The sequence below is a fragment of the Microbacterium sp. genome (assembly GCF_044508325.1).
GTDB lineage: Bacteria > Actinomycetota > Actinomycetes > Actinomycetales > Microbacteriaceae > Microbacterium.
In genome coordinates, this window is record NZ_JBIQHX010000002.1 from 125,998 (window position 1) to 148,142 (window position 22,145).

A 22,145-nucleotide genomic window follows, 5' to 3' on the forward strand; every position below is an offset into this window, starting at 1 on the left:
CATCAAGGTTGAGCGAGGCCGCGAAGCGCCCGAGCCGAAACCTCCGGGCATCACCCGCCCGTCCCGCGGAGTCGGAGCGACGTCAGGATCTCGGACACGTCCTGCCTGTAGCGGTCGACCGCATCGGATGACACGGTCACCGTGAGGACGGTCACCGTGCCGTCGCGCACTCCGAACATCTGGTACTGCACCTGATCATCGGCGCTCCCGTCGCCGTCTGAATCCCAGCTGAACACGAGTACCTCGGCATCCTCGGCCCCGGGAACCTCGACCTGGGCGCGCTCGAAGAGTTCGAAGCCCGGGAACTCCTCGGGGTCTGCATACTGCGCGAGGGTGCCGTCCACGTACTGGCGCAGGCCATCCCCGGCCTCCTCCTGGCTCAGCAGCAGGTTCGCCTCCCAGGTGCTGCAGTCCTTGGCCGAGAAGAGGCTTCCGCCGGCGCCCGGCGGTCGCAGGGCCGCATCCCAGCCGACCGGAACCACGATGGCGAACGTGTCCGCCACGATGCGGCCGCGAATGGGCTCGACGCGCGGGGCGGGTCGCGTGATCGCGAGCTCGGTGAGAAGGCCCAGGTCTTCGGGGTCCACGCCTTCTCCGCCCATGCCTGCGGCGAACAGCGCCGCGCCGCAGCCGGTTCCGTCCACGTAGCCGCGGAGCCCGGCGATACCCTTCGCGCGCGACGAACCGTCCGGCATCGCGTATTCGACCGTCACGGTGTTCTGCAGCTCGCGGAACCACTGACCGTGGGCACGGTCCGGCGTCCCCTCGATGCGAAATGCGGACAGGGCCTGCTCGAGCTCGTCCGCGACGAACCCGTCGACGTCTTCCGGAGTATCCACGTGCTCGACCCTCCGCACGACGAGCCCGCTGTCCCCGGTCGGACCCAGATGCCAGACGACGCCGTCGTCCTGCCACTCGTACCAGTCCGCCGGGACCACGACGCTGATGCCGAGGCGCCGGGACTCGTAGCGCGCCAGGTCTTCGCGGGCCTCGTGGCGTTCCGCGAGATGGACCTCCGTCCGCACGCCGTTCGCGTAGACATCCGCCCGATACAGTCCTGAGGGCAGCAGCATGTCCGCCACCACGACGTGCTGGAGGTGCGGACCGACCCCGATCGTCGCCGCAGTGGGTGCGGCGATGACCGCCCATCTCCCGTCCTCGTCGGCACGGTGGTACCAGACCACGGCGGCACTGCCGGTCACCGCCGGCTGATCTCCGTGGGCGGCGACCTGGAGCTCCTGCGGATACACGTCCAGGACAGCGCCTTCCAGCCCGAAGACCGTCGAGTACGGCGCGCCGATCACGCTCCACCGGTACTCGTCGAGTCGCTCCTCCGCGATCTCCCCGGCGAGCAGTTCGAGATCGGCGAGGCCCCAGGACCTCACGTCCGTCAGCACCGCCGGGTCGCTGAGCGCTTGGGCCGAACACATCTCCCGTGCGCCGGTCAGGCAGTCCCCAGCCTCCGCATAGGCGTCGGCAGCCTCGGCGTGCAGCCCGAGGGCGGCGAGTCCGAGCGCCCGGTTCAACCGGGTGCTGTGGAGCGCGACTCCGCCGGCGCCGGACTCGCGCTCCAGCAGGGCGAGGGCGCGCTCGGTGCGCTCGAGGCCTGCGCGCACCAGCAGGGGCTCGTCGCGCACGATCCCGAGGCTGATCTGGGCGAAGCCGAGGTTTCCCTGCAGCCGCGCGGTGTCGCCGCCGAGCTCGTGCGCCCGCACCAGCTCGTCGACCGCGTCCGAGAGCAGTTCCTCGTCCATCTCGGCGCTGAGGATCGTCCATCCGTCGGTGACCTCGGCGGCGCACCACAGCGCGTACCCGAGCCATTCGTGCGCCGGTCCGAAGTGATCGTAGGCCTCGAGGGCACGGATGAGCGGCGCAGGATCGGCGGTGCAGTCGGTCTGGGCCGTGGCGACGGCCTGCGCGAGAGCGTCGACCTCCTCGGCCGACGCGATGTTCTGCCGCCATGCGGCGTCGGGGATGGTGGTCATGGTCAAGCCGGCGCCGGTGATGATCCCCGCCGTCCCGACCACCAGCAGGATCACGGACGACCGTCGTGTACGGCTTCGGCCGGAGGCGAGGCCCAGCATGAAGCCGGAGAGACCGAGCACGACCAGGGCCACGGTGAGCAGGGACTTGTGCTCGCTCCACACGGTCATCTCCTGGCGCGTCAGCTCGGCTGCTGTGTCGCATGCCCGCGCCGTCCACTGCGAGCGGGAGACGTACCACGGTATGTAGGCCTGGTCCGACAGCTCGTAATAGAGCTCGGACGGTCGCCCCGAGGTCTCCAGCTCCGCGGGCGGGATGAAGGAGCACAGCTCCGCTCCGTCGCCGTGACCGTCCTCGAACTGCTCGCGCAGGCCGTCCTCCAGCACGGTGAGCCGGTTGTCCACCTCTTCCCGATACGCCGCGGCCGCGGCGGGATCGATCTCGGAGTCGGGGCTGATGACCGCCAGCTGGGCCGCTGCGACGGCGGCGGCCTCCGCCTCGGCATACGAGGTGAGTGACGAGAGCCCGCGCGCGATCCGCTGGATCCCGTCCTCCTGCAGGCGCTCCGCCTCGGCGAGGAGCGCGTCGGCGCGGGCCGTGGCGTCCCGGTCGTTGACCGACACGACCGAGAGGGCGACGGCCGCCGATGCGAACGCGACGACGGCGACCGCACCGAGGATCTCCGCCCACCAGCGAGGTCTCTCCGTGCGGCCCGGCAGCGCGTGGCGGCTTCTCGCCCACAGCCACAGCGACAGCGCCGCCGCACCCAGGGCGACGACCACAGCCGCCGTGACGATCCGGTCGACGGCGGCGATCAGCAGCACCACGGTGGCGCCGACCACGACGACCGCGCACGATATGACCGCGCCTGCCCGCCATGCGACGACGGAGGATCCGCCGACTCTCGACGGCCGCCCGCGGCGGTCGGCGAGCTGATCGACGACGATGAGTCCGGCCAGCACCCCGATGAAGACCAGGCCGAGGGTGATCAGCACCTGCTCCTGCGCGCCGAGGGCACTCGCTTCGCTGCGCAGCTGAGCCGCACGGGCGGTCAATGCCGACAGGCTCGTCTGGTTCTCGAGGCCGGCGAGCGCTTGGCCGACGCGGTACGGGGCGGCAGCGCCCGCGGTGCCCACGCAGCCGGCCAGGCGGTCGCCGCGCACGAGCGGGCGCAGCGCATCGAGCTCGATCGTCGAGGTGACGAGGGTCTCGATGTCCGGACTGCGCGAGAGCAGGCTCGCCCGGGCGGCGTCGCGCTCGACGCTTCCCGAGCACAGCTGCGCGAGCACGGCGCTGTCGTTGGCGATCAGAGTCTGCAGCTCGCCGCTGAGCCGGGTCACCTGCGCCTCCGACGCGCGTGCCTGCGTGAGCGCTGCATCGGCGGCGTCTGCCGCGCGGGTTGCCTGATAGACGGCGAACGCACTGAGCGTCATCGCGATCGCCATCATCGCCACCACCGCCAGGTCACGGCGGAGGAGGATGTGGACACGTGCTCGCAGCCGGCTGAGCCGGCGCCGGGACCGCGACATCGGCGTCAGACCGGGCGCAGGACTTCTGACCGCGCGGCGACCACCGCCTGCAGGAACGCGGGCTCGTCCACGGTGCTTGCGAGGGTGTCTCGACCGCTGATGGCGCGTTCGCGCGCGTAGGCCAGCCCTGTGGCGGCCGTGATCAGCTTGCGCATCTCGGGGCGCCGGTCGCCCGGCTGGGTCGCGGCCCAGCGCAGCGCCTCACGCCTGCCCTTGGGCGTGGAGAGCATGATCACCTCGGCGGGGGTGAACCAGCCGACGTTCGCGTATTCGGTCAGCCGCGCCGCGGTCAGCTTCTGCTCCTTGCGCAGCAGGTACACGACGCCCCACACGAACAGGGCGAACAGCGGCACCTGGATGAGCGGATACCCGACTTCGAATGGCATGGTGACCATCGTGAAGTTCCACAGGCCGTGGAACGCGATGGCCGCTGCGAGCCCGCCCAGTCCCCACGCGAGGCAACCACCCCGCGACAGCCCTCGCCGCGCCGCAAGTCCCAGCGCGAGGCCCGTGAGGCCCGTGGCGATCACGTGCACGAACGGAGACAGCAGTCCACGCAGGAAGAGCGACTCGCCGAGAGCGTCGAACCCGCCCGCGGCCAGGGCCTGGCCGAAGTACTGGATGTTCTCGGTGAACGCGAATCCGGCGCCCACGAGACCTCCGTAGACGAGCCCGTCGACCGGACCGTCGAAGAAGCGACGGGCGAACAGGAACAGGAGCAGGACGCCGATGCCCTTGGTGATCTCCTCGAGTATCGGCGCCTGGATGACGATGCTCGCGAACACATCGGCCGTTCCGAACAGCATCAGATAGAGCTCCGTGAGCGCGATCGACCCGATCGCGCCCCACAGGCCCGCGAACCACAGCAGCCGATGCGGCTCCGGCTCCCAGCGGTCCACGCGCACCACGACGGCCACGACGATCGCCAACGGCACGAGCGCCGCGAACGCGGCGATGATCGCGATGATGTTGCCCAGCAGCATCCCGTACAGGACGGCGAGGTAGAACGCGAGCAGCAGCGCCAGCAGCACGATGCCGGTGATCCAGCCGGCACGGCGGGCCGCGGTGACCGGCACGGGTATCGGCGCCACCGGAGCGGCCGGCGCGGCCGGCGCGAGCGCGACAGGCGAAGATGTAGCAGTCATGGCCGGCTCCCCTATCCGACAGATCCCCGGGTCACGGCGCCCTTGCCGTGCCCCGCGCCGCGGAGAATCCCCCTCCGTGCGCTGGCCAAACCATAGCGTCGTACCCGGCCTCAGGTAAAGCGCTGCAGACGAACTCCGGTCACCGGCGTCGCTCCTGCACCTGCTTGCGGAGGAAGAGCCCCGGCAGAAGCCATGTCGCCACGGCGGTCACGAGCCACACGATCAGCGTTCCGACGATCCAGGCGATGGGCCCGTCGATGCCGATTCCCGCTGCCGGGATGAGCACGGCGACCAGCAGCGCGACGAACGTCGAAACCAGGCCGATGCCCCCGATGAGCGCGCGGGCGTGCCTGCGTGTGATGTTCAGCAGCCAGGGCGCCAGCACGCTCTGCAGCACGGCGAAGATCACCACAGCCAGGACGATCCCCCACGCCGACTCCCAGTGCAGGGAGAAGCCCGGCAGCAGGAGGGCGGCCGCGACGAGCCCGAGGAACGCCGCCACCAGCCAGATGAGGGCGCGAATGAGGATCCGGAACATGCCACGAGCGTAGTTCCCGCGTCCTTCAGGCCGCGTGTCCGGCACGCTACACTGACGCCCAGCGTCTGCTGGGGAGGGGGCGACATGGCAGTCGGCCGATGTGCCTTGGCGGCGATCCTGCTCGCACTCGTGCTCACAGGATGCTTCCCGATCACGATCACGACAGGCAGCGGACCGGGAGCGACCGCGGCCCCGACGGTCCCCGCGGCACCGGACGAGCTGACGCCCGAGGAGCGGGCGCTGATCTCGCACCTGCGCGCCACCGAAGGGCCGCGCGAGGACCTGGCCGAGGCGACCGATGACGACCTGCTGCTCATGGCGCAGAGCATCTGCCGGACCGTCACGGAAGGCGGGAGCCTGGATTCCATCATCCGCGGTCTGGACGAGGCGTTCGCGCTGTCGGACTCCACCATCGTCGCGCTCGCCGGAGGGGCGCAGGTGACGTACTGTCCTGACGCCTACGACACCCTCGAATGGGCGAAGGAGTCCGAGTTCTTCAAGGAGCGGCTCTTCCTCCGGAACATCCGCGAAGGCGCGGGCGCCTTCGGCCGGTTCGCCGACCGGGATGCGATCGGATACGCGAAGGGCACCTGCAGCATCCTGCAGGAGGGCGGCTCGATCAGTGAGGCGACCACGCTCCTGCACGGCATGCTGCCGACCGGCACGGCTCCTGATCCGGACGGCGCGATCGCCTTCATCTCGGCGGCGATCACGATCTACTGCCCCGACGTCACGCCGACGAGTTGATCAGGCCGAGTCGGGGCCCAGCGCGGCCAGCCTCGCCTCCTCGTCGGCGGCGATCGCCGACTCGATGATCGGGTCCAGCGCGCCGTCCATCACCTGGTCGAGGTTGTATGCCTTGTAGCCGGTGCGGTGATCGGCGATGCGGTTCTCCGGGAAGTTGTAGGTGCGGATGCGCTCGGACCGGTCCATGCCGCGGATCTGCGAGCGACGGGCATCGGATGCCGCGGCATCCCGCTCCTCCTGCTGCCGGGCGAGCAGCCGGGCCCGCAGCACCCGGAGGCCCGCCTCGCGGTTCTGCAGCTGGGACTTCTCGTTCTGCATCGACACGACGATGCCGGTCGGCAGGTGGGTGATCCGCACCGCGGAGTCGGTCGTGTTGACCGACTGCCCGCCAGGGCCCGAGGAGCGGAACACGTCGATCTTGAGGTCGTTCGGGCTGATCTCGATCTCGTCGGGCGCATCGACCTCGGGGAAGACGAGCACCCCTGTCGTGGAGGTGTGGATCCGGCCCTGCGACTCGGTCGCGGGCACCCGCTGGACGCGGTGCACGCCGCCCTCGTACTTCAGGTGCGCCCACACGCCCTGCGCAGGATCGCTGCTGGAGCCCTTGATCGCCACCTGGACGTCCTTGTAGCCGCCGAGGTCGGACTCGTTGCGCTCCAGCAGCTCGGTCCGCCATCCCTTCGACGCCGCGTACTGCAGGTACATCCGCAGCAGGTCGGCGGCGAACAGCGCCGACTCGGCGCCGCCCTCACCCTGCTTGATCTCCATGATGACGTCGCGGGCGTCGTCGGGGTCGCGCGGGATCAGCAGGCGCCGCAGCCGTTCCTGCGCCTGGGCCAGCCGCTCCTCGAGCTCGGGGATCTCCGCGGCGAACGCCTCGTCCTCGCGGGCGAGCTCACGCGCAGCCTCGAGGTCTTCGGATGCGGCGGTCCACGCGTCGTGGGCGGCGACGATCTTCGACAGCTCGGCGTAGCGCCGGTTGACCCGCTTCGCCCGCGCCGGGTCGGCGTGCACCGCCGGATCGGACAGCTCGGCCTGGACGGCCTGGTGCTCCTCGATCAGCGCCTTGACCGACTCGAACATCGGTCAGCGGATGCTGTTGTCGTGCCCGTGCGAGTGGCCGCCGGCGGCGGGCGTCGGGATCGACTTCTGCATCTGCACGAGGAACTCGACGTTCGACTGCGTCTCCTTGAGCTTGCCGAGCACGACCTCGAGGGCCTGCTGCGGGTCGAGGCCGGCGAGCGCGCGACGCAGCTTCCAGGTGATCTTGACCTCGTCCGGCGACAGCAGCATCTCCTCGCGGCGGGTCGACGACGCATTGACGTCGACCGCGGGGAAGATGCGCTTGTCGGCCAGCTGGCGCGACAGGCGCAGCTCGCTGTTGCCGGTGCCCTTGAACTCCTCGAAGATCACCTCGTCCATCTTCGAGCCGGTCTCCACCAGTGCCGTCGCGAGGATCGTCAGCGAGCCGCCGTTCTCGATGTTGCGCGCGGCGCCGAAGAAGCGCTTCGGCGGGTACAGCGCCGACGCGTCCACCCCTCCGGTCAGCACGCGGCCCGAGGTCGGCGCCGAGATGTTGTACGCGCGTCCGAGCCGGGTGATCGAGTCAAGCAGCACGACCACGTCGCGACCGAGCTCGACGAGCCGCTTGGCGCGCTCGATCGCGAGCTCGGCGACCGTGGTGTGGTCCTCGGCGGGGCGGTCGAAGGTCGACGCGATGACCTCACCCTTGACCGTGCGCTGCATGTCGGTGACCTCTTCCGGCCGCTCGTCCACGAGCACGACCATGAGGTGCACTTCGGGGTTGTTGATCGCGATGGCGTTCGCGATCTGCTGGAGCACGATCGTCTTCCCGGCCTTGGGCGGTGCGACGATGAGCCCGCGCTGGCCCTTGCCGATCGGCGCGACCAGGTCGATGATGCGCTGGGTCAGCTTCTCGGGTGCGGTCTCCAGGCGCAGGCGCTCCTGCGGGTACAGCGGCGTGAGCTTGCCGAACTCGACGCGGCCGGCGGCATCCTCGGTGGACAGGCCGTTGACCGAGTCCACCTTGACGAGCGCGTTGTACTTCTGACGGCTGGACTGCTCCCCTTCGCGGGGCTGCTTGATGGCGCCGACGATCGCATCGCCCTTGCGCAGGTTGTACTTCTTCACCTGGCCGAGCGACACGTAGACGTCGCTGGCGCCGGGGAGGTATCCGCTCGTGCGCACGAACGCGTAGTTGTCGAGGACGTCGAGGATGCCGGCGATCGGGATGAGGACGTCGTCCTCGCCGATCTCGGTCTCGAACTCGTCTGCCGTGCCGCCCTGGCCACGGCGCTTGCTCCGGCCCCGGCCTCGGCCGCCGCCGGACGACTGCTCTTCGCCGTCCGAGTCCGGCTTGGCCGAGCCGTTGCCCTGCCCGTCCTGCCCGTTCTGGTTCTGGCTGCGGTTGCGGTTGCGGCTGCGGCTGCGGCTGCGGCGACCGGAGGACTGCTGCTCGGCGTCGCCGGACTGCTCGCCCTCGGAGGCAGCGTCGTCGTCGGCGGACTTCTTGTCGCCCTTGGGCTTCCTGCCGCTCTCGGCGTCCTTCTCGTCCTTGGCGGACCCATCGCCTGCGGATGCGTCTTCGGGCTCCTCGGCGGAAGCGGATGCCTCGGCCTCGCCGCTGTCGGTGGGCTCGACGCCCTCCCCCGCCGCGGCGGCCTTCTCTGCGGCGAACGCCGCGCGCACCTGGTCGGCGACCTCGGCGGTGACGGCGGATGCCGGGCTGGCCGCCGGCGAGCCCAGCTCGGCCAGCTTGTCGAGCACCGTGCGCGAGTCGACGCCCGCCTCGGCGGCGAGTTCGTGCACGCGGCGGCGCCGGGCTCCGGACTTCCTGGCCTTGGCGGGCTTGTCGGTGGCGGGTGCGTCAGCGGGCTCGGCGGGAGCCTCAGCGGCCGCGGGCTCGGCGTCGCCCTGCTTCTGTGCCTCGGGCTTGTCCGCCTCAGGCTGAGCGGGCACGGGCTCGGGGTCCGCCTGCTCTGCAGCCGCGGGCGCGACGGCGTCAGCCGCGGACGCGTCGCCGGCGACGGACTCTGCGGCGGCGCGCTCGGCATCCTGCACCGGCTCCTGCGGGGCCTGGACCGTGTCGTCGATGTCGGGGGTGTTGTCGGTCTGCTCGCCTTCGGCGTGCACAGGACCGGACTGGATCTCGGAGATGGACTCCACGAGTTCTCCTCTATAAGTACGTTCGGCTCTGCCGCGACGCGGGCGCGTCGGCGCGCATCCTGCGACGACCGGGGGCCGGTCGACGGGATGGGCATGCAGAGTTCGCAGAATTGCGACGGAGGCCAGATTCACGTGCTGCGAATGCCGCTACGTGGAACCCTCCGCTGGTTCTCTCACTGTACCACCCTTGACGTCGACGGCGAGCATCAGGGCCTCCCACGGGGCATCCACGACCGATGCCGCGAGCTCGGCCGCCTCCAGCCGCGCACCGGGCCCGTCGGCGAGCACGAGCACGCTGGGTCCGGCCCCCGACACCACCGCCGCGAAGCCCTCCGCGCGCAGCGCGCGCACGAGGGCGCTGGTGTGCGGCATGGCCTCGGCACGGTAGTCCTGGTGCAGCCGATCCTCGGTCGCGGCCAGCAGCAGTTCGGGACTCTGGGTCAGCGCCGCCACCAGCAGCGCCGAGCGCGAGACGTTGAAGACGGCATCCTCGCGCGGCACCTGTGCCGGCTGCAGGCTCCGGGCGACCTCGGTCGACATGGTCGATTCGGGGACGAACACCAGCGGCGAGACGCCGCGGTGCACGAGCAGCTTCTTGTGGGCGGGGCCCGCCGGCGTCGTCCAGGCGATCGTGAGGCCGCCGAACAGGGCAGGCGCGACGTTGTCGGGGTGCCCCTCGAGGTCGGTCGCGATGCGCAGCACCTCGTCGTCGCCGAAGGTCACCTCGTCGGCGAGCAGGCCCTGCGCAGCGCGGATGCCGGAGGCCACCGCTGCGCCGGACGAGCCGAGGCCGCGACCATGCGGGATGACGTTGCGGGCCTGCAGGTGCAGTCCCGGCATCCGCCGTCCCGCGCTCTCGAACGTGCGCGCGATCGCACGCACCACCAGATGCGACCCGTCCCGCGGGACCTCCGCGGCACCGGAGCCCTCCACCTCGATGACCAGCCGATCCTCGTCGAGCACGGTGACCGTGAGCTCGTCGTAGATCGACAGCGCGAGTCCCAGGGTGTCGAACCCGGGGCCGAGGTTGGCGCTCGTGGCAGGCACGCGCACCGCGACGCTCGGCCGCATGCTCACTGCCCCCGCGACTCGGGCTGCAGCCCGAGCACCGACGCGACCTCGCTCGTGGTGGCATCCACGACCGTCGGCTGCACGTCCGTGCCGTCGGGGTTGCGCAGCGCCCACTGCGGGTCCTTGAGGCCGTGACCGGTGACCGTCAGCACCACGCGGGCGCCCGCCGGGACGACTCCCGCCGCGGCGCGGTCGAGCAGTCCGGCCACGCTGATCGCCGAGGCGGGCTCGACGAACACGCCCACCTCGCCCGCGAGGAGCTTCTGGGCGGCCAGGATGCGCTCGTCGTCGATCGCGCCGAACCAGCCTCGGGTCGCGTCCCGCGCCTCGAGAGCGAGCTCCCAGGACGCGGGGTTGCCGATGCGGATCGCAGAGGCGACCGTCTCCGGGTTCTTGACCACCTCGCCGCGCACGAGCGGCGCCGAGCCCTCGGCCTGGAAGCCGAACATCCGCGGCACGCGGGTCGAGGCGCCGCGCTCGGCCTCCTCGCGGTACCCGCGGGAGTACGCCGTGTAGTTGCCGGCGTTGCCGACCGGGATGAAGTGGAAGTCGGGCGCATCGCCGAGCACCTCGACGATCTCGTACGCAGCGGTCTTCTGCCCCTCGATGCGGTCGGGGTTGACCGAGTTCACGAGGTGCACCGGATACTGCTCGGCGAGCTCACGGGCGATCTCGAGGCAGTCGTCGAAGTTCCCGCGGATCTGGATGAGCCGGCCGTTGTGGGCGACTGCCTGGCTGAGCTTGCCCATCGCGATCTTGCCCTCGGGCACGAGGACGGCCGCGGTGATGCCGGCATGCGCGGCATACGCGGCGGCCGACGCCGAGGTGTTCCCGGTGGAGGCGCAGATGACGGCCTCGGCACCGTGCTCGACGGCGCGCGAGAGGGCCACCGTCATCCCCCGGTCCTTGAAGGAGCCGGTCGGGTTCATCCCCTCGAACTTCACCCACACGTCCGCGCCGGTGCGCCGCGACAGGGCCGGTGCCGGGACGAGCGGCGTGCCGCCCTCCCCCAGGGTCACGACGGTCGACGAGTCGGTCACCCCGAGGCGGTCGGCGTACTCGCGCATCACCCCGCGCCACACATGTGCCATGTCAGTCTCCTTCCACGCGCAGCACCGAGACCACGCGCTCCACCACTCCGCTCGCGCCGAGGCGCTCCACGGTCTCACTGAGGTCCTGCTCCAGCGCCCGGTGCGTGCCGATCACAAGACGCGCCACGGCGTCGCCGGCGTCCTGGCTGCCTCCCGTGGTCTGCTCGACCGTCGCGATCGAGACCCGCCCGTCGCTGAGGATTCCGGCCACCGTGGCCAGCACGCCGGGCCGATCGTCGACCTCGAGGGTGATCTGGTACCGGGTGACCACGTGCCCGACCGGCGCCATCGGCAGGTCGGCGAGCGTGGACTCCCCCACCCCCACGCCCCCGGCGATGTGCCGCCGGGCCGCGGAGACGACGTCGCCGAGCACCGCCGAGGCGGTCTGCACGCCCCCGGCGCCAGCCCCGTAGAACATGAGGTCTCCGGCGGCCTCTGCCTCGACGAACACGGCGTTGTAGGCGCCGTGCACCGTGGCGAGCGGATGGGAGCGGCTCACCAGGGCCGGGTACACGCGCACCGAGATCGACTCCGCCTGGGTCTCGGGGTCGATGAGACGCTCGCACACGGCGAGCAGCTTGATGACGTAGCCCGCGTGGCGCGCCGACTCGATCATGGCCGCGTCGATGCCGGTGATGCCCTCGCGGTGCACGGCCTCCAGCGGCACGGCCGTGTGGAAGGCGAGGCTCGCAAGGATCGCCGCCTTCTGCGCGGCGTCGAAGCCCTCGATGTCGGCGGTGGGGTCGGCCTCCGCGTACCCGAGCGCCTGCGCCTCGGCGAGCACGTCGTCGAACTCGGCGCCTTCGGCATCCATCCGATCGAGGATGTAGTTCGTGGTGCCGTTGACGATCCCCAGGATCCGGCGCACGCGGTCGCCGGCGAGCGAGTCGCGCAGCGGCCGGATGATAGGGATGGCCCCGGCGGCCGCCGCCTCGTAGTAGATCTCGGCGCCGACCTGGTCTGCCGCCTCGAACAGCTCCGGACCGTGGGTGGCCAGCAGCGCCTTGTTGGCGGTCACCACGTCGGCGCCGGCGTTGATCGCCTGCAGCAGGTGCGTCCGGGCGGGCTCGATGCCCCCCATCAGCTCGATGACGATGTCGGCGCCGACCACGAGTGCGTCCGCGTCGGTGGTCAGCAGCTCGCGCGGCAGCTCGGCGTCGCGCGGCGCGTCCAGGTCGCGCACCGCGATGCCGACGAGGTCGAGCGCGGCTCCGGCGCGGTCGGCGAGCTCATCGCCGTGCTCGAGCAGCAGCGAGGCCACCTGCGAGCCCACGGCACCTGCGCCCAGCAGCGCGATCCGCAGGCGGCGGTAGTCGGCAGTCATCGGTCCCCTTCGTTGTGGTGCACACCCGCGTCGCGGGCGAGCAGGTCGGCGATGGTCTCTCGGCGCACGATCACGCGCGCGTGTCCTTCCCGCACCGCCACCACGGGCGGTCGCGGCACGTAGTTGTAGTCGCTGGCCAGCGAGAAGCAGTACGCGCCGGTCGCGGGCACCGCGAGCAGGTCGCCCGGCGTCACATCGGCGGGCAGGTACTCGGCGTCGACGACGATGTCACCGGACTCGCAGTGCCGGCCGACCACCCGCGAGAGCGCCGGCTCGGCCTGGCTCGTGCGCGACGCGAGCCGCGCCGAGTACTGCGCGCCGTAGAGGGCATGCCGAGGATTGTCGCTCATGCCGCCGTCGACGCTCACGTAGAGCCGCGTGGCGTCGTCCGACACGCGGACAGGCTTGACGGTGCCGACCTCGTAGAGCGTGACGCCCGCCGGCCCGACGATCCATCGCCCCGGCTCGAACGCCAGGTTCGGGATCGGGATGCCGCGCACGTCGCACTGCGCCGCCACGGCCTCGACGACCCCCTCGGCGAGCTGTTCGATCGGGTCGGGATCGTCGGCGGACGTGTAGGCGATGCCGAAGCCGCCGCCCAGATTCAGGATCGGCAGCCGGTCGACGGCGCTGAGCTCGGCGTGCAGCTCGACCACTCGCGCGGCGGACTCGCGGAAGCCGTCGGCGCCGAAGATCTGCGATCCGATGTGGCAGTGCAGTCCCACCAGCACGAGGCTCGGCAGCTCACGCACGCGCGCGGCCACCTCCGCGGCCTCGTCGAGGGCGAACCCGAACTTCTGATCCTCGTGCGCGGTGGCCAGGAACTCGTGGGTCTCGGCGTGGACGCCGCTGTTGACCCGGATGAGGACGGGCTGGCGGATGCCGCGCCGATCGGCGAGGGCCGCGAGGCGCTCGAGCTCGATCCGGCTGTCCAGGACGACGGTCGCGACGCCGGCGTCCAGGGCGGCCTCGAGCTCGGCGACGGACTTGGTGTTGCCGTGGAACCCGATCCGCGAGCCCTCGATGCCCGCGGCCCGGGCGACGGCCAGCTCCCCGCCGGTGCACACGTCGAGGGCGAGGCCCTCCTCGGTCACCCAGCGCGCGATCACGGTGGACAGGAACGCCTTGCCGGCGTAATAGACGCGGGCGTGCGCGCCGCGGAGGGCCGCGGCATCCCGGAACGCTGCCAGGATGCGCCGCGCGCGGGCGCGCACCTCGCCCTCGTCGAGCACGTAGACGGGTGTGCCGAAGCTCTCCTGCAGGGTCGTCGCGGGCACCCCGCCGATCGACAGCACTCCCTCGGCGTCGCGCTGTGCGGACGCGGGCCACACCCCCGCAGCGAGCGCGTTCGCGTCCTCGGGTGCAGCCAGCCAGGCCGGGGCGAGGGAGGCGTTCGGAGACACTTCGAGCCAATCGTGATGCGGGCGCGGCGGCGGGCGGAAGATGGCGCCGCGGCCGCGGGATGCCACCGGCCGGGCTGTATCAGAAGTCTAGCGTCGATCCTCTCGCGCGCCGGTGTGCCCGGCTCCCCTCACTCGCAGGTGCCGTTCTCCTGCAGCTCGGGGTCGATCGCGATGCGCCCGTCGACGGCCACCGTGCCGACCAGCTCCCCACCGGAGACATCCACACCGGTGAGCGTCACGCCCGCGGGCAGGTGCTCCGCGATGCACACCTGCCAGTCGCCGAGCACCGTCTGCGCGATCGGCCCGAAACGATCGCGCAGATCGTCGGCGGAGATCTCGGAGTCGCCGACCTGGAACGCGCTCGGTGTCAGGACCAGATCTCCGGCGGACGCACCCGGGGTGAGCGCCACCCCGATCGGGACGTCGACGCCGAGGACCTGCAGCGGATAGGTCATCGTCACATCGGGGTCGTCCAGTGCAACCGAGTCGGCGGGGAAGCCCTCCACCGTCCCGAGCAGGGCGCGCAGCTGCGCCTCGTCGAGCACGACGGTCGCCGCGACGGACTGGAGCGGGTCGTCGCCGCGCACCGGGAGCCCGGTCGCGTGCACGGTCATGTCCCCGGTGAGTGCACCGAGGGTGACGTCGTCCGAGGTGATCGTGACCTCGTCGAGGGTTCCCTTCGCCAGCTGCACCAGCACGATCCCGGGGACATCGACCTCGACCACCTGGTCGCGGGGCAGCCCGAGCTCGGCCTTGACGGCATTGCGGATCGAGTTCGTCGTCACCTCGCGCGCGAGCCATTCGGCGGCGGCGACGGCGGCCGCCAGGAGCACGAGCAGCACGATGATCGCGGCGATCCATCGACCGGGATGCCGCCGCTGCGGCGCGGAGGGCACCTGCAGCTCCCAGCGGTAGCCGGGCTGGGCTTCGGGCAGACCGCGGCTCATGCCTCCGTCCTACCCGCCCACCTACATCCGCTCCGGCGCCGACACGCCGAGGAGCGTCAGCCCGTTGCGCAGGACCTGTCCCGTCGCATCGTTGAGCCACAGCCGGGTGCGGTGCAGGTCCGTGATCGGGTCGTCGCCGAGTGGGATGACGCGACAGTTGTCGTACCAGCGGTGGTAGAGCCCGGCGAGCTCTTCCAGGTAGCGGGCGACGCGGTGCGGCTCGCGCACCTCCGCCGCGAACGCCACGATGCGCGGATACTCCTGCAGAGCGCCCAGCAGCGCCGACTCCGTCTCGTGGTCGAGCAGCTCCGGTGCGAAGACGTCGCGGGTGACGCCGGCCGAGGCCGCGTTGCGGGCGACGTTGTGCGTGCGGGCGTGCGCGTACTGCACGTAGAAGACGGGGTTGTCGTTGGTGCGCTTCTGCAGGACGTCCAGGTCGACATCGAGGTTCGAGTCGGTCGAGCTGCGGGTGAGGGCGTAGCGCGCGGCATCCACTCCCACGATCTCGACGAGGTCCTCCATCGTGACCACGGTGCCCGCCCGCTTCGACATGCGCACCGGCTGGCCGTCCTTGACGAGGTTGACCAGCTGTCCGATGAGGATCTGCAGGTTCACGCCGGGCTCGTCGCCGAATGCGGCCGTCATCGCCATCATGCGGCGCACGTATCCGTGGTGGTCGGCGCCCAGCATGATGATGCACCGGTTGAAGCCGCGCTCGCGCTTGTCGAGGTAATACGCCAGGTCGCCCGAGATGTACGCCGGCTGCCCGTCGGACTTGATGATCACGCGATCCTTGTCGTCGCCGAACGCGGTGGTGCGCAGCCAGATCGCGCCGTCGGCCTCGAAGATGTGCCCGAGCTCGCGCAGGCGCTGCACGGCGCGGTCGACGGCGCCGGATTCGTGCAGCGAGTTCTCGTGGAAGTAGACGTCGAAGTCGACGCCGAACTCGTGCAGGCTCTGCTTGATCTCGTCGAACATGAACCCGACGCCGAGCGCCCGGAACGCCTCCTGCTTCTCGGCCGGTTCGAGCGCATCGATGTCGCCGTCGTAGGCGAGCGCGACGCGACGCGCGATGTCGCCGATGTAGGCGCCGCCGTAGCCGTCCTCGGGCGTGGGCAGGCCTTCGTGGGCCGCGACCAGGCTCCGTGCGAAGCGGTCGATCTGCGACCCGTGGTCGTTGAAGTAGTACTCGCGCGTGACCGCCGCGCCCTGCGCGGCGAGGATGCGGGCCAGCGCATCGCCGACGGCCGCCCAGCGGGTGCCGCCGAGGTGGATGGGCCCGGTGGGGTTGGCCGACACGAACTCGAGGTTGATCACCTCGTCCGACAGCGCATCGGAGGTGCCGTAGGCGGCGCCCGCGTCGACGATGGTCTTGGCCAGTGCGCCGGCGGCCGCGGCATCCAGCCGGACGTTGATGAAGCCCGGGCCGGCGACCTCGACGCTCGCGATTCCCGGCACCGCCCGCAGGCCCTCGGCGATCTCGGCGGCCAGCTCCCGCGGATTCGCCCCCACCTGCTTGGCGAGCTTGAGCGCCGCGTTGGACGCCCAGTCGCCGTGCTCGCGGTTCTTCGGCCGCTCCAGCGGGAGATCGGATGCCTGCAGACCGTCCGTCGAGCCGGGTCGGCGCTGCTGCGCGATCGGCGTGATGACGGCGAGCAGGGCGGCGGAGAGAGCGGCAGGATCCATGGCCCGTCAAGTCTAGTTTCCGGCGAGCCGGATCGATGCCGCAGGCCACCCGAGGGGTGGGTCGCGCGGCCTGTGGAAAGCGATGCGGCGATCGGGCCGGCGTGGCCTATCCTCGCTGTCATGACGTCGGCCGGACCCGAACGCGTCCGACGTGCGTGGGGCATCGCCGCCCTCGCCGTCGCTGTCGCCGCAGTGTGCCTGCTCGCGGTCTGGCGGCCGTGGGCGGGCGGTGCCGCGCCCGTCTCGGCGGGATCTGCGGGAGACCCCGCGATGAGCGCCGCCGAGACGAGGCCGCTGACGATCCCCGAGCGGGCACGGGTGCTCGTCTTCGGCGACTCGTGGACGTGGGGGCAGTCGGCGGTGGTGCCCACCCGCGGCTATGCGTACGTGCTGGGCCGCGAACGCGGCTGGGATGTCATCGTCGACGGGGTGCGCGGCAGCGGCTACCTGCGCCCGGGCATCGACGGCGGGACGTACGGCGAGCGGATCGCAGCACTCGACCCCGGCCTCGACCCGGACCTCGTGATCGTCCAGGGCTCGATCAACGACCGTCGCGAGGATCTGGCGGAGTTGCACGCCGCGGTGACGGATGCCTGGGACGCCCTCGCCGACCTGTACCCGGATGCGGAGATCGTCGTGTTCGGCCCCGCGCCGCACGTGCTGCCGACGGAGCGGGCCGTCGCCCGCATCGACCGGGAGCTGGCCGAGCTCGCCGCGCTGCGCGGGTGGGTCCACATCTCGCCGATCGCCGAGCAGTGGATCACCGAACGCAACCACCGGCGCGTGATCGACCCCCGCGACCTGCATCCCTCGACCGCCGGCCACGCCTATCTCGCGCTGCGCCTCGCGAGAGACCTGGCGGCGCTGTCGGCGCCGGATGCCGTGGAGCAGTGATCCAGCCGGGCGGTGATACTCTCGATCGGTACGCCTCCGTAGCTCAGGGGATAGAGCGTTGGTTTCCGGTACCAAAGGTCGCACGTTCGATTCGTGTCGGGGGCACTTCACACCGACCCGTCGTCGGGCGGGCCGGGCGCGGCCGGTCTCGGGGATGACATAGCACCATGGACCAGTTCCCCACCGACGAGCTCCGGGCCCTGCGGGCGCGGGCATACGGGCCGGACGCCGACATCCACGACGATCCCCGTGCTCTGCGCCGCCTGCAGGAGCTCGAATCGCTGCTGCGCACCGCGGACGCACCGGATCCCGCCGCAGCGGCCGAAGCGGCTGCACCGCCGCCCGCCGGTGCGCCCGCGCCGTCGCCACCCGCGCCGGATTCCCGGCGCCCCGAGCAGCCGGCATCCCCCGGGGTGACCACGCCGGCGTCCGCCGCGGAGACCTCGCCGTCCTCCCCCGCACCCGCTCCCCGCCGGCCGCGCCGCCGGCTCGCGCTGGTGTGGGCTCTGACGCTGGTCGTGGCGGGCCTCTCCGGCGCCGCGGTGGCCACGCTCGTCGCCCCGAAGGACCCCGCCCCGATCATCACGCTCCCGGCGTCCGAGCAGGGCACGTGGCCGGAGTTCATCCTCGGCCCACGGCCGGAGGGCGCGGTCCTTTTCACCGAGCACCTCGGCGTCCAGCTGGTCGCTGCGCCCCAGCAGACCGACGTGGGCAGCACCATGTGCCTGTACGCCCTGAGCGCGGACGACCCTGCTCGCGGCGCCATCGCGGTGGGCTGCGATGCGGGCCCGTTCGCGTCGACTCTGACGAGTGTGGTCACCGTGGACTGGCCTGCCGAGCTCCGCGAGCTCTACCCGGAGGGCTCCGCCGTCCGGTACGTGCTCGAAGGGGACCGCGTGCTCGTGTACGCGGCGCCCGCGGACGGCGCTCCCTGACGGCAGGCGAGCCGACGCTCGGCGCGCGCGGGATGCGCGCAATCGGTCAGTGGTCGCACCGGGTGAGGTCGGTCTCGGCGAGCGGCTCGCCCTCGGGGATGACGTAGGTCACCCACAGCACGACGTCCACGTCGCCCTCGTTGACGCCTTCGTGGACGTAGCCCGCACCCTCGATGATGGCGTCGCCCTCGTCGTAGACGTGCACGCCGTCCGGGTAGACGGGGGCATAGTGGGTCAGGGTGCCCTGCTCGACGACGGCGATGAGCTGGCCGTGGTGGCAGTGCTCTCCGGTGCCCGCCCCCGGTGCGATGGTGATCTCACGGAACGTGACGCCGACCCCGTCAGCTCCGGTCACGGCGACCTCGACCGCCTCGTCGATCTCGCCCGCCGCGACGTCGACGGCCTGCACCGGCGCCGTCGATGTCGCCGACGGGGTGGGCGCGGCGGCCTCGGACGAAGGACCGGCGCAGCCGGCGAGGAGGGCGATGGCACCGAGCGCCAGCGCGAGCGCGGTGCCCACGGATGCCGTGTGCCGGGGCGGTCGATCGTCGGCCATGCACGTCACTGTAGCGCCGCGATTCCCCCGCACGAAGAACGCCCCCGCGGCCGAGGCCGCGGGGGCGTTCATCAGTGCGATCTTCGGTCTCCGTTTCCGACTCTTTCGAGCTTTCCGTTTCCGTTTTCTCTTCGCATGAGTGAATCTACTGGACACGCCGCAGACGTCAAGACTTTCACCGAAAGTCACCTCGACGTCATGTTGAAGGTGAGGTTTCCGCGCTCACGCGAAGGCCTCTGCCGGCGGGCAGGCGCAGACGAGATTGCGGTCGCCGTAGGCCTGATCGATGCGACGCACCGGCGGCCAGTACTTCGCGTGGACGAGGCTGCGCAGCGGGTAGACGGCGACCTCGCGCGAGTACGGATGCGTCCAGTCGCCGACGGCGATCGACTCCGCGGTGTGCGGTGCGTTCACGAGCGGGTTGTCGTCGGCGGGCCACTGCCCCGCCGCCACCGCGAGCGCCTCGGCCTTGATCGAGATCATCGCCTCGACGAAGCGCTCGAGCTCGGCGAGGTCTTCGGATTCGGTCGGCTCGACCATGAGGGTTCCCGCGACCGGGAACGACATCGTCGGCGCGTGGAAGCCGTAGTCGATCAGCCGCTTGGCGACGTCGTCGACGGTGATGCCGGTCTCTTCGCGCAGCGGGCGCAGGTCGAGGATGCACTCGTGCGCCACGAGGCCGTTCTCACCCGTGTACAGCACCGGGAAATGCTCGCGCAGCCGCGCCGCGATCCAGTTGGCCGCCAGCACCGCTGCGCCCGTGGCATCCTTCAATCCCTGCGCGCCCATCATCCGCACGTACGCCCACGAGATAGGCAGGATGCCGGCGGAGCCGTACGCCGCGGCCGAGACCGGGCCGCCGTCGAAGACGAAGCCGCCGGCATGCTCGGCGCGCTGCGAGAGCGGATGCGAAGGCAGGTACGGCGCGAGGTGCGCCTTCGCCGCGACCGGGCCGACCCCGGGTCCGCCGCCGCCGTGCGGGATCGCGAACGTCTTGTGCAGGTTCAGGTGCGAGACGTCGCCGCCGAAGTCGCCGAAGCGCGCGTAGCCGAGCAGGGCGTTGAGGTTCGCGCCGTCGACGTAGACCTGGCCGCCCGCATCGTGCACGACCTGCGCGATCTCGGCGATGTCGGTCTCATACACGCCGTGCGTCGACGGGTAGGTGATCATGAGGGCGCCGACCGCGTCGGCGTGCGCGGCGATCTTCGCCCGCAGATCGTCGAGGTCGACGTTGCCGTCGGCGTCGCAGGCCACGACGACGACCTTCATCCCGGCCAGCACCGCCGAGGCGGCGTTGGTGCCGTGCGCCGACGACGGGATCAGGCAGACCGTGCGGTCGGGCTCGCCGTTCGCGCGGTGGTAGGCGCGGATGGCGAGCAGGCCCGCCAGCTCGCCCTGCGAGCCGGCGTTGGGCTGCAGCGACACCGCGTCGTAGCCGGTGACCTCGGCCAGCCACGACTCCAGCTGCTCGATCATCGTGAGATAGCCGCGCACGTCCTCCTCGGGGGCGTACGGGTGCACGCGTGCGAACTCCGGCCAGGAGACGGCCGCCATCTCGGTGGCGGCATTGAGCTTCATCGTGCACGAGCCGAGCGGGATCATGCCGCGATCGAGCGCGTAGTCCTTGTCGGCCAGGCGCTTCAGGTAGCGCATCATCGCCGTCTCGGAGTGGTGCGTGTTGAAGACCGGGTGCGTGAGGAAGTCGTCGGTCCGCGCGAGCGACTCCGGAATGCCGGTGCCCTCGGACCGCGCCGGGCCGTCGGCCCGGTTCGCGCCGAACGCGGCGGCGATCTGGACGACGTCCTCGATCGTCGTGGTCTCGTCGAGCGACACTCCGATGCTGTCCAGGTCGCGGAACCAGACGTGGTATCCGCGTTCGCGGGCGGCCGCGACGACCTCGTCGGCGCGGCCGGGCACCCGTGCGACGATCGTGTCGAAGAACGCGTCGTGCAGCGGCTCGATCCCGGCCTCCCGCAGCCACGACGCGAGCAGCGCAGCGTGACCGGCGACCCGCTGCGCGATCGCGCGCAGCCCGTCGGGGCCGTGGTAGACCGCGTACATCGCCGCCATCACGGCCAGCAGCACCTGCGCGGTGCAGATGTTCGAGGTCGCCTTCTCGCGCCGGATGTGCTGCTCGCGGGTCTGCAGGGCGAGCCGGTACGCGGGGTTGCCCACGGCATCCTGCGACACCCCCACCAGGCGCCCCGGCAGCTGGCGCTCCAGGCCCGAGCGCACGGCCATGTACCCGGCGTGCGGACCGCCGAAGCCCATCGGCACGCCGAAGCGCTGCGTCGTGCCGACCGCGATGTCGGCGCCGAGCGACCCGGGTGAGCGCAGCAGCGTGAGGGCGAGCAGGTCCGCGGCGACGACGACGAGGCCCCCCCGGGCCCGGACCGCGGCGATCACCTCGGAGGGGTCCCACACGCGCCCGGTCGCGCCCGGGTACTGGACGAAGGCGCCGAACCCCTCGGCAAGCTCGGGGACCGACGCGAGCTCGGGGACCGACCCGCGGTCGGACTCGCCCGCCAGGGCGGCGAAGTCGACCGTGACGAGCCGGATGCCGACGGCAGCCGCGCGATGCTCGAGCACAGCCTTGGTCTGCGGCAGCGCGTCGGCGTCGACCAGGAACACGTCGGAGGTCGACTTCGAGGCACGGCGCGCCAGCAGCATCCCCTCCACCACCGCCGTCGCCTCATCGAGCATCGAGGCGTTCGCGGTGTCGAGGCCTGTGAGGTCGCTCACCATCGTCTGGAAGTTGATGAGCGCCTCCAGGCGCCCCTGCGAGATCTCCGGCTGGTACGGCGTGTACGCGGTGTACCAGGACGGGTTCTCGAAGACGTTGCGGGCGATCACCGACGGCGTGAACGTGTCGTAGTACCCGAGCCCGATCATCGTCCGCGCCGGCCGGTTCTGCGCCGCCAGGGCGCGCAGCTCGGCGAGCGCCTCGGGCTCTGTCGCAGCAGGCGGGATCGCCGCGGACGAGCCCGCGTCGGTCGGGTCCTGTCGATCCTGAGCCTGTCGATCCTGAGCCTGTTGAAGGATGGCTGCCGGCACAGCCGCCGCCACCAGCGCCTCGACGCTGTCGAACCCGACCGCGTCGAGCATGGCGC

At 71.4% G+C, this 22,145-nt stretch carries 16 protein-coding genes and 1 tRNA gene; 4 read left to right on the plus strand and 13 right to left on the minus strand.

The genetic code is table 11. The features are described 5' to 3' along the window. Positions 1-50 precede the first annotated feature (50 nt). The 3 genes from ACIWQI_RS02100 to ACIWQI_RS02110 form a co-directional block, all read right to left on the minus strand. A complete protein-coding gene (locus ACIWQI_RS02100; protein WP_396655421.1) occupies positions 51-3,512 on the minus strand; it encodes a hypothetical protein in 3,462 nt (1,153 codons plus the stop codon). Between the two features lie 5 nt (positions 3,513-3,517). Beyond that, on the minus strand, positions 3,518-4,657 hold the full coding sequence (locus ACIWQI_RS02105) for a PrsW family intramembrane metalloprotease (protein WP_396655422.1): 1,140 nt from the start codon (positions 4,655-4,657) through the stop codon (positions 3,518-3,520). A 139-nt stretch (positions 4,658-4,796) separates the two neighbouring features. After that, the gene (locus ACIWQI_RS02110) at positions 4,797-5,195 is read right to left on the minus strand and encodes a hypothetical protein (RefSeq protein ID WP_396655423.1); all 399 of its coding nucleotides are present in this window, start codon (positions 5,193-5,195) and stop codon (positions 4,797-4,799) included. Positions 5,196-5,279: 84 nt separating this feature from the next. Between ACIWQI_RS02110 and ACIWQI_RS02115 the strand changes: the two genes are divergently transcribed. Next, a complete protein-coding gene (locus ACIWQI_RS02115; protein ID WP_396655424.1) occupies positions 5,280-5,942 on the plus strand; it encodes a DUF732 domain-containing protein in 663 nt (220 codons plus the stop codon). Here ACIWQI_RS02115 and prfA read toward each other — a convergent pair whose 3' ends face one another. The 8 genes from prfA to argS all read right to left on the minus strand — a co-directional run bounded on the left by prfA (position 5,943) and on the right by argS (position 16,650). Continuing rightward, the gene (prfA, locus tag ACIWQI_RS02120) at positions 5,943-7,025 is read right to left on the minus strand and encodes a peptide chain release factor 1 (protein ID WP_396655425.1); all 1,083 of its coding nucleotides are present in this window, start codon (positions 7,023-7,025) and stop codon (positions 5,943-5,945) included. 3 nt (positions 7,026-7,028) lie between these two features. Continuing rightward, on the minus strand, positions 7,029-9,128 hold the full coding sequence (gene rho / locus ACIWQI_RS02125; RefSeq protein WP_396655426.1) for a transcription termination factor Rho: 2,100 nt from the start codon (positions 9,126-9,128) through the stop codon (positions 7,029-7,031). A gap of 147 nt (positions 9,129-9,275) precedes the next feature. Further along, positions 9,276-10,199, minus strand: a complete 924-nt coding sequence (gene thrB / locus ACIWQI_RS02130) for a homoserine kinase (RefSeq protein ID WP_396655427.1) — start codon at positions 10,197-10,199, stop codon at positions 9,276-9,278. Between the two features lie 2 nt (positions 10,200-10,201). Next, on the minus strand, positions 10,202-11,290 hold the full coding sequence (gene thrC, locus ACIWQI_RS02135; RefSeq protein ID WP_396655428.1) for a threonine synthase: 1,089 nt from the start codon (positions 11,288-11,290) through the stop codon (positions 10,202-10,204). Position 11,291: 1 nt separating this feature from the next. Then, positions 11,292-12,614, minus strand: coding sequence for a homoserine dehydrogenase (locus ACIWQI_RS02140; RefSeq protein ID WP_396655429.1), 1,323 nt, complete (start codon positions 12,612-12,614; stop codon positions 11,292-11,294). After that, a complete protein-coding gene (gene lysA, locus ACIWQI_RS02145) occupies positions 12,611-14,017 on the minus strand; it encodes a diaminopimelate decarboxylase (protein ID WP_396655430.1) in 1,407 nt (468 codons plus the stop codon). The genes ACIWQI_RS02140 and lysA overlap by 4 nt, the downstream gene beginning before the upstream one ends. A 128-nt stretch (positions 14,018-14,145) precedes the next feature. Continuing rightward, complete coding sequence (locus ACIWQI_RS02150) at positions 14,146-14,964, minus strand: DUF2993 domain-containing protein (RefSeq protein ID WP_396655431.1); 819 nt, start codon at positions 14,962-14,964, stop codon at positions 14,146-14,148. A 21-nt stretch (positions 14,965-14,985) separates the two neighbouring features. Then, positions 14,986-16,650: an arginine--tRNA ligase gene (argS, locus tag ACIWQI_RS02155; protein WP_396655432.1), complete on the minus strand. Its 1,665-nt coding sequence runs from the start codon at positions 16,648-16,650 to the stop codon at positions 14,986-14,988. Positions 16,651-16,770: 120 nt separating this feature from the next. Here argS and ACIWQI_RS02160 point away from each other — a divergent pair, with 120 nt between their 5' ends. The 3 genes from ACIWQI_RS02160 (at position 16,771) to ACIWQI_RS02170 (ending at position 18,479) form a co-directional block, all read left to right on the plus strand. After that, positions 16,771-17,544, plus strand: coding sequence for an SGNH/GDSL hydrolase family protein (locus tag ACIWQI_RS02160; RefSeq protein ID WP_396655433.1), 774 nt, complete (start codon positions 16,771-16,773; stop codon positions 17,542-17,544). Between the two features lie 32 nt (positions 17,545-17,576). Further along, positions 17,577-17,649: transfer RNA gene (locus ACIWQI_RS02165), tRNA-Arg, on the plus strand. A 62-nt stretch (positions 17,650-17,711) separates the two neighbouring features. Next, a complete protein-coding gene (locus tag ACIWQI_RS02170; protein WP_396655434.1) occupies positions 17,712-18,479 on the plus strand; it encodes a hypothetical protein in 768 nt (255 codons plus the stop codon). A 46-nt stretch (positions 18,480-18,525) separates the two neighbouring features. Here the strand turns inward: ACIWQI_RS02170 and ACIWQI_RS02175 are convergent, their stop codons facing one another. Further along, positions 18,526-19,035 (minus strand): cupin domain-containing protein, encoded by a 510-nt coding sequence (locus tag ACIWQI_RS02175; protein WP_396655435.1) that lies wholly within the window; start codon positions 19,033-19,035, stop codon positions 18,526-18,528. Positions 19,036-19,257: 222 nt separating this feature from the next. After that, positions 19,258-22,140 carry an aminomethyl-transferring glycine dehydrogenase gene (gene gcvP, locus ACIWQI_RS02180; protein ID WP_396655596.1) on the minus strand — a complete coding sequence of 961 codons (2,883 nt, stop codon included), beginning with the start codon at positions 22,138-22,140 and terminating at the stop codon, positions 19,258-19,260. Between the last annotated feature and the right edge of the window lie 5 nt (positions 22,141-22,145).

Excerpts from the sequence above, each read along its gene's own strand:
- ACIWQI_RS02100 (WP_396655421.1), bottom strand. The coding sequence starts at position 3,512 with ATGTCGCGGTCCCGGCGCCGGCTCAGCCGGCTGCGAGCACGTGTCCAC.
- ACIWQI_RS02105 (WP_396655422.1), bottom strand. The coding sequence starts at position 4,657 with ATGACTGCTACATCTTCGCCTGTCGCGCTCGCGCCGGCCGCGCCGGCC.
- ACIWQI_RS02110 (WP_396655423.1), bottom strand. The coding sequence starts at position 5,195 with ATGTTCCGGATCCTCATTCGCGCCCTCATCTGGCTGGTGGCGGCGTTC.
- ACIWQI_RS02115 (WP_396655424.1), top strand. The coding sequence starts at position 5,280 with ATGGCAGTCGGCCGATGTGCCTTGGCGGCGATCCTGCTCGCACTCGTG.
- prfA (WP_396655425.1), bottom strand. The coding sequence starts at position 7,025 with ATGTTCGAGTCGGTCAAGGCGCTGATCGAGGAGCACCAGGCCGTCCAG.
- thrB (WP_396655427.1), bottom strand. The coding sequence starts at position 10,199 with ATGCGGCCGAGCGTCGCGGTGCGCGTGCCTGCCACGAGCGCCAACCTC.
- thrC (WP_396655428.1), bottom strand. The coding sequence starts at position 11,290 with ATGGCACATGTGTGGCGCGGGGTGATGCGCGAGTACGCCGACCGCCTC.
- ACIWQI_RS02140 (WP_396655429.1), bottom strand. The coding sequence starts at position 12,614 with ATGACTGCCGACTACCGCCGCCTGCGGATCGCGCTGCTGGGCGCAGGT.
- ACIWQI_RS02150 (WP_396655431.1), bottom strand. The coding sequence starts at position 14,964 with ATGAGCCGCGGTCTGCCCGAAGCCCAGCCCGGCTACCGCTGGGAGCTG.
- argS (WP_396655432.1), bottom strand. The coding sequence starts at position 16,650 with ATGGATCCTGCCGCTCTCTCCGCCGCCCTGCTCGCCGTCATCACGCCG.
- ACIWQI_RS02160 (WP_396655433.1), top strand. The coding sequence starts at position 16,771 with ATGACGTCGGCCGGACCCGAACGCGTCCGACGTGCGTGGGGCATCGCC.
- ACIWQI_RS02170 (WP_396655434.1), top strand. The coding sequence starts at position 17,712 with ATGGACCAGTTCCCCACCGACGAGCTCCGGGCCCTGCGGGCGCGGGCA.
- ACIWQI_RS02175 (WP_396655435.1), bottom strand. The coding sequence starts at position 19,035 with ATGGCCGACGATCGACCGCCCCGGCACACGGCATCCGTGGGCACCGCG.
- gcvP (WP_396655596.1), bottom strand. The coding sequence starts at position 22,140 with ATGCTCGACGCGGTCGGGTTCGACAGCGTCGAGGCGCTGGTGGCGGCG.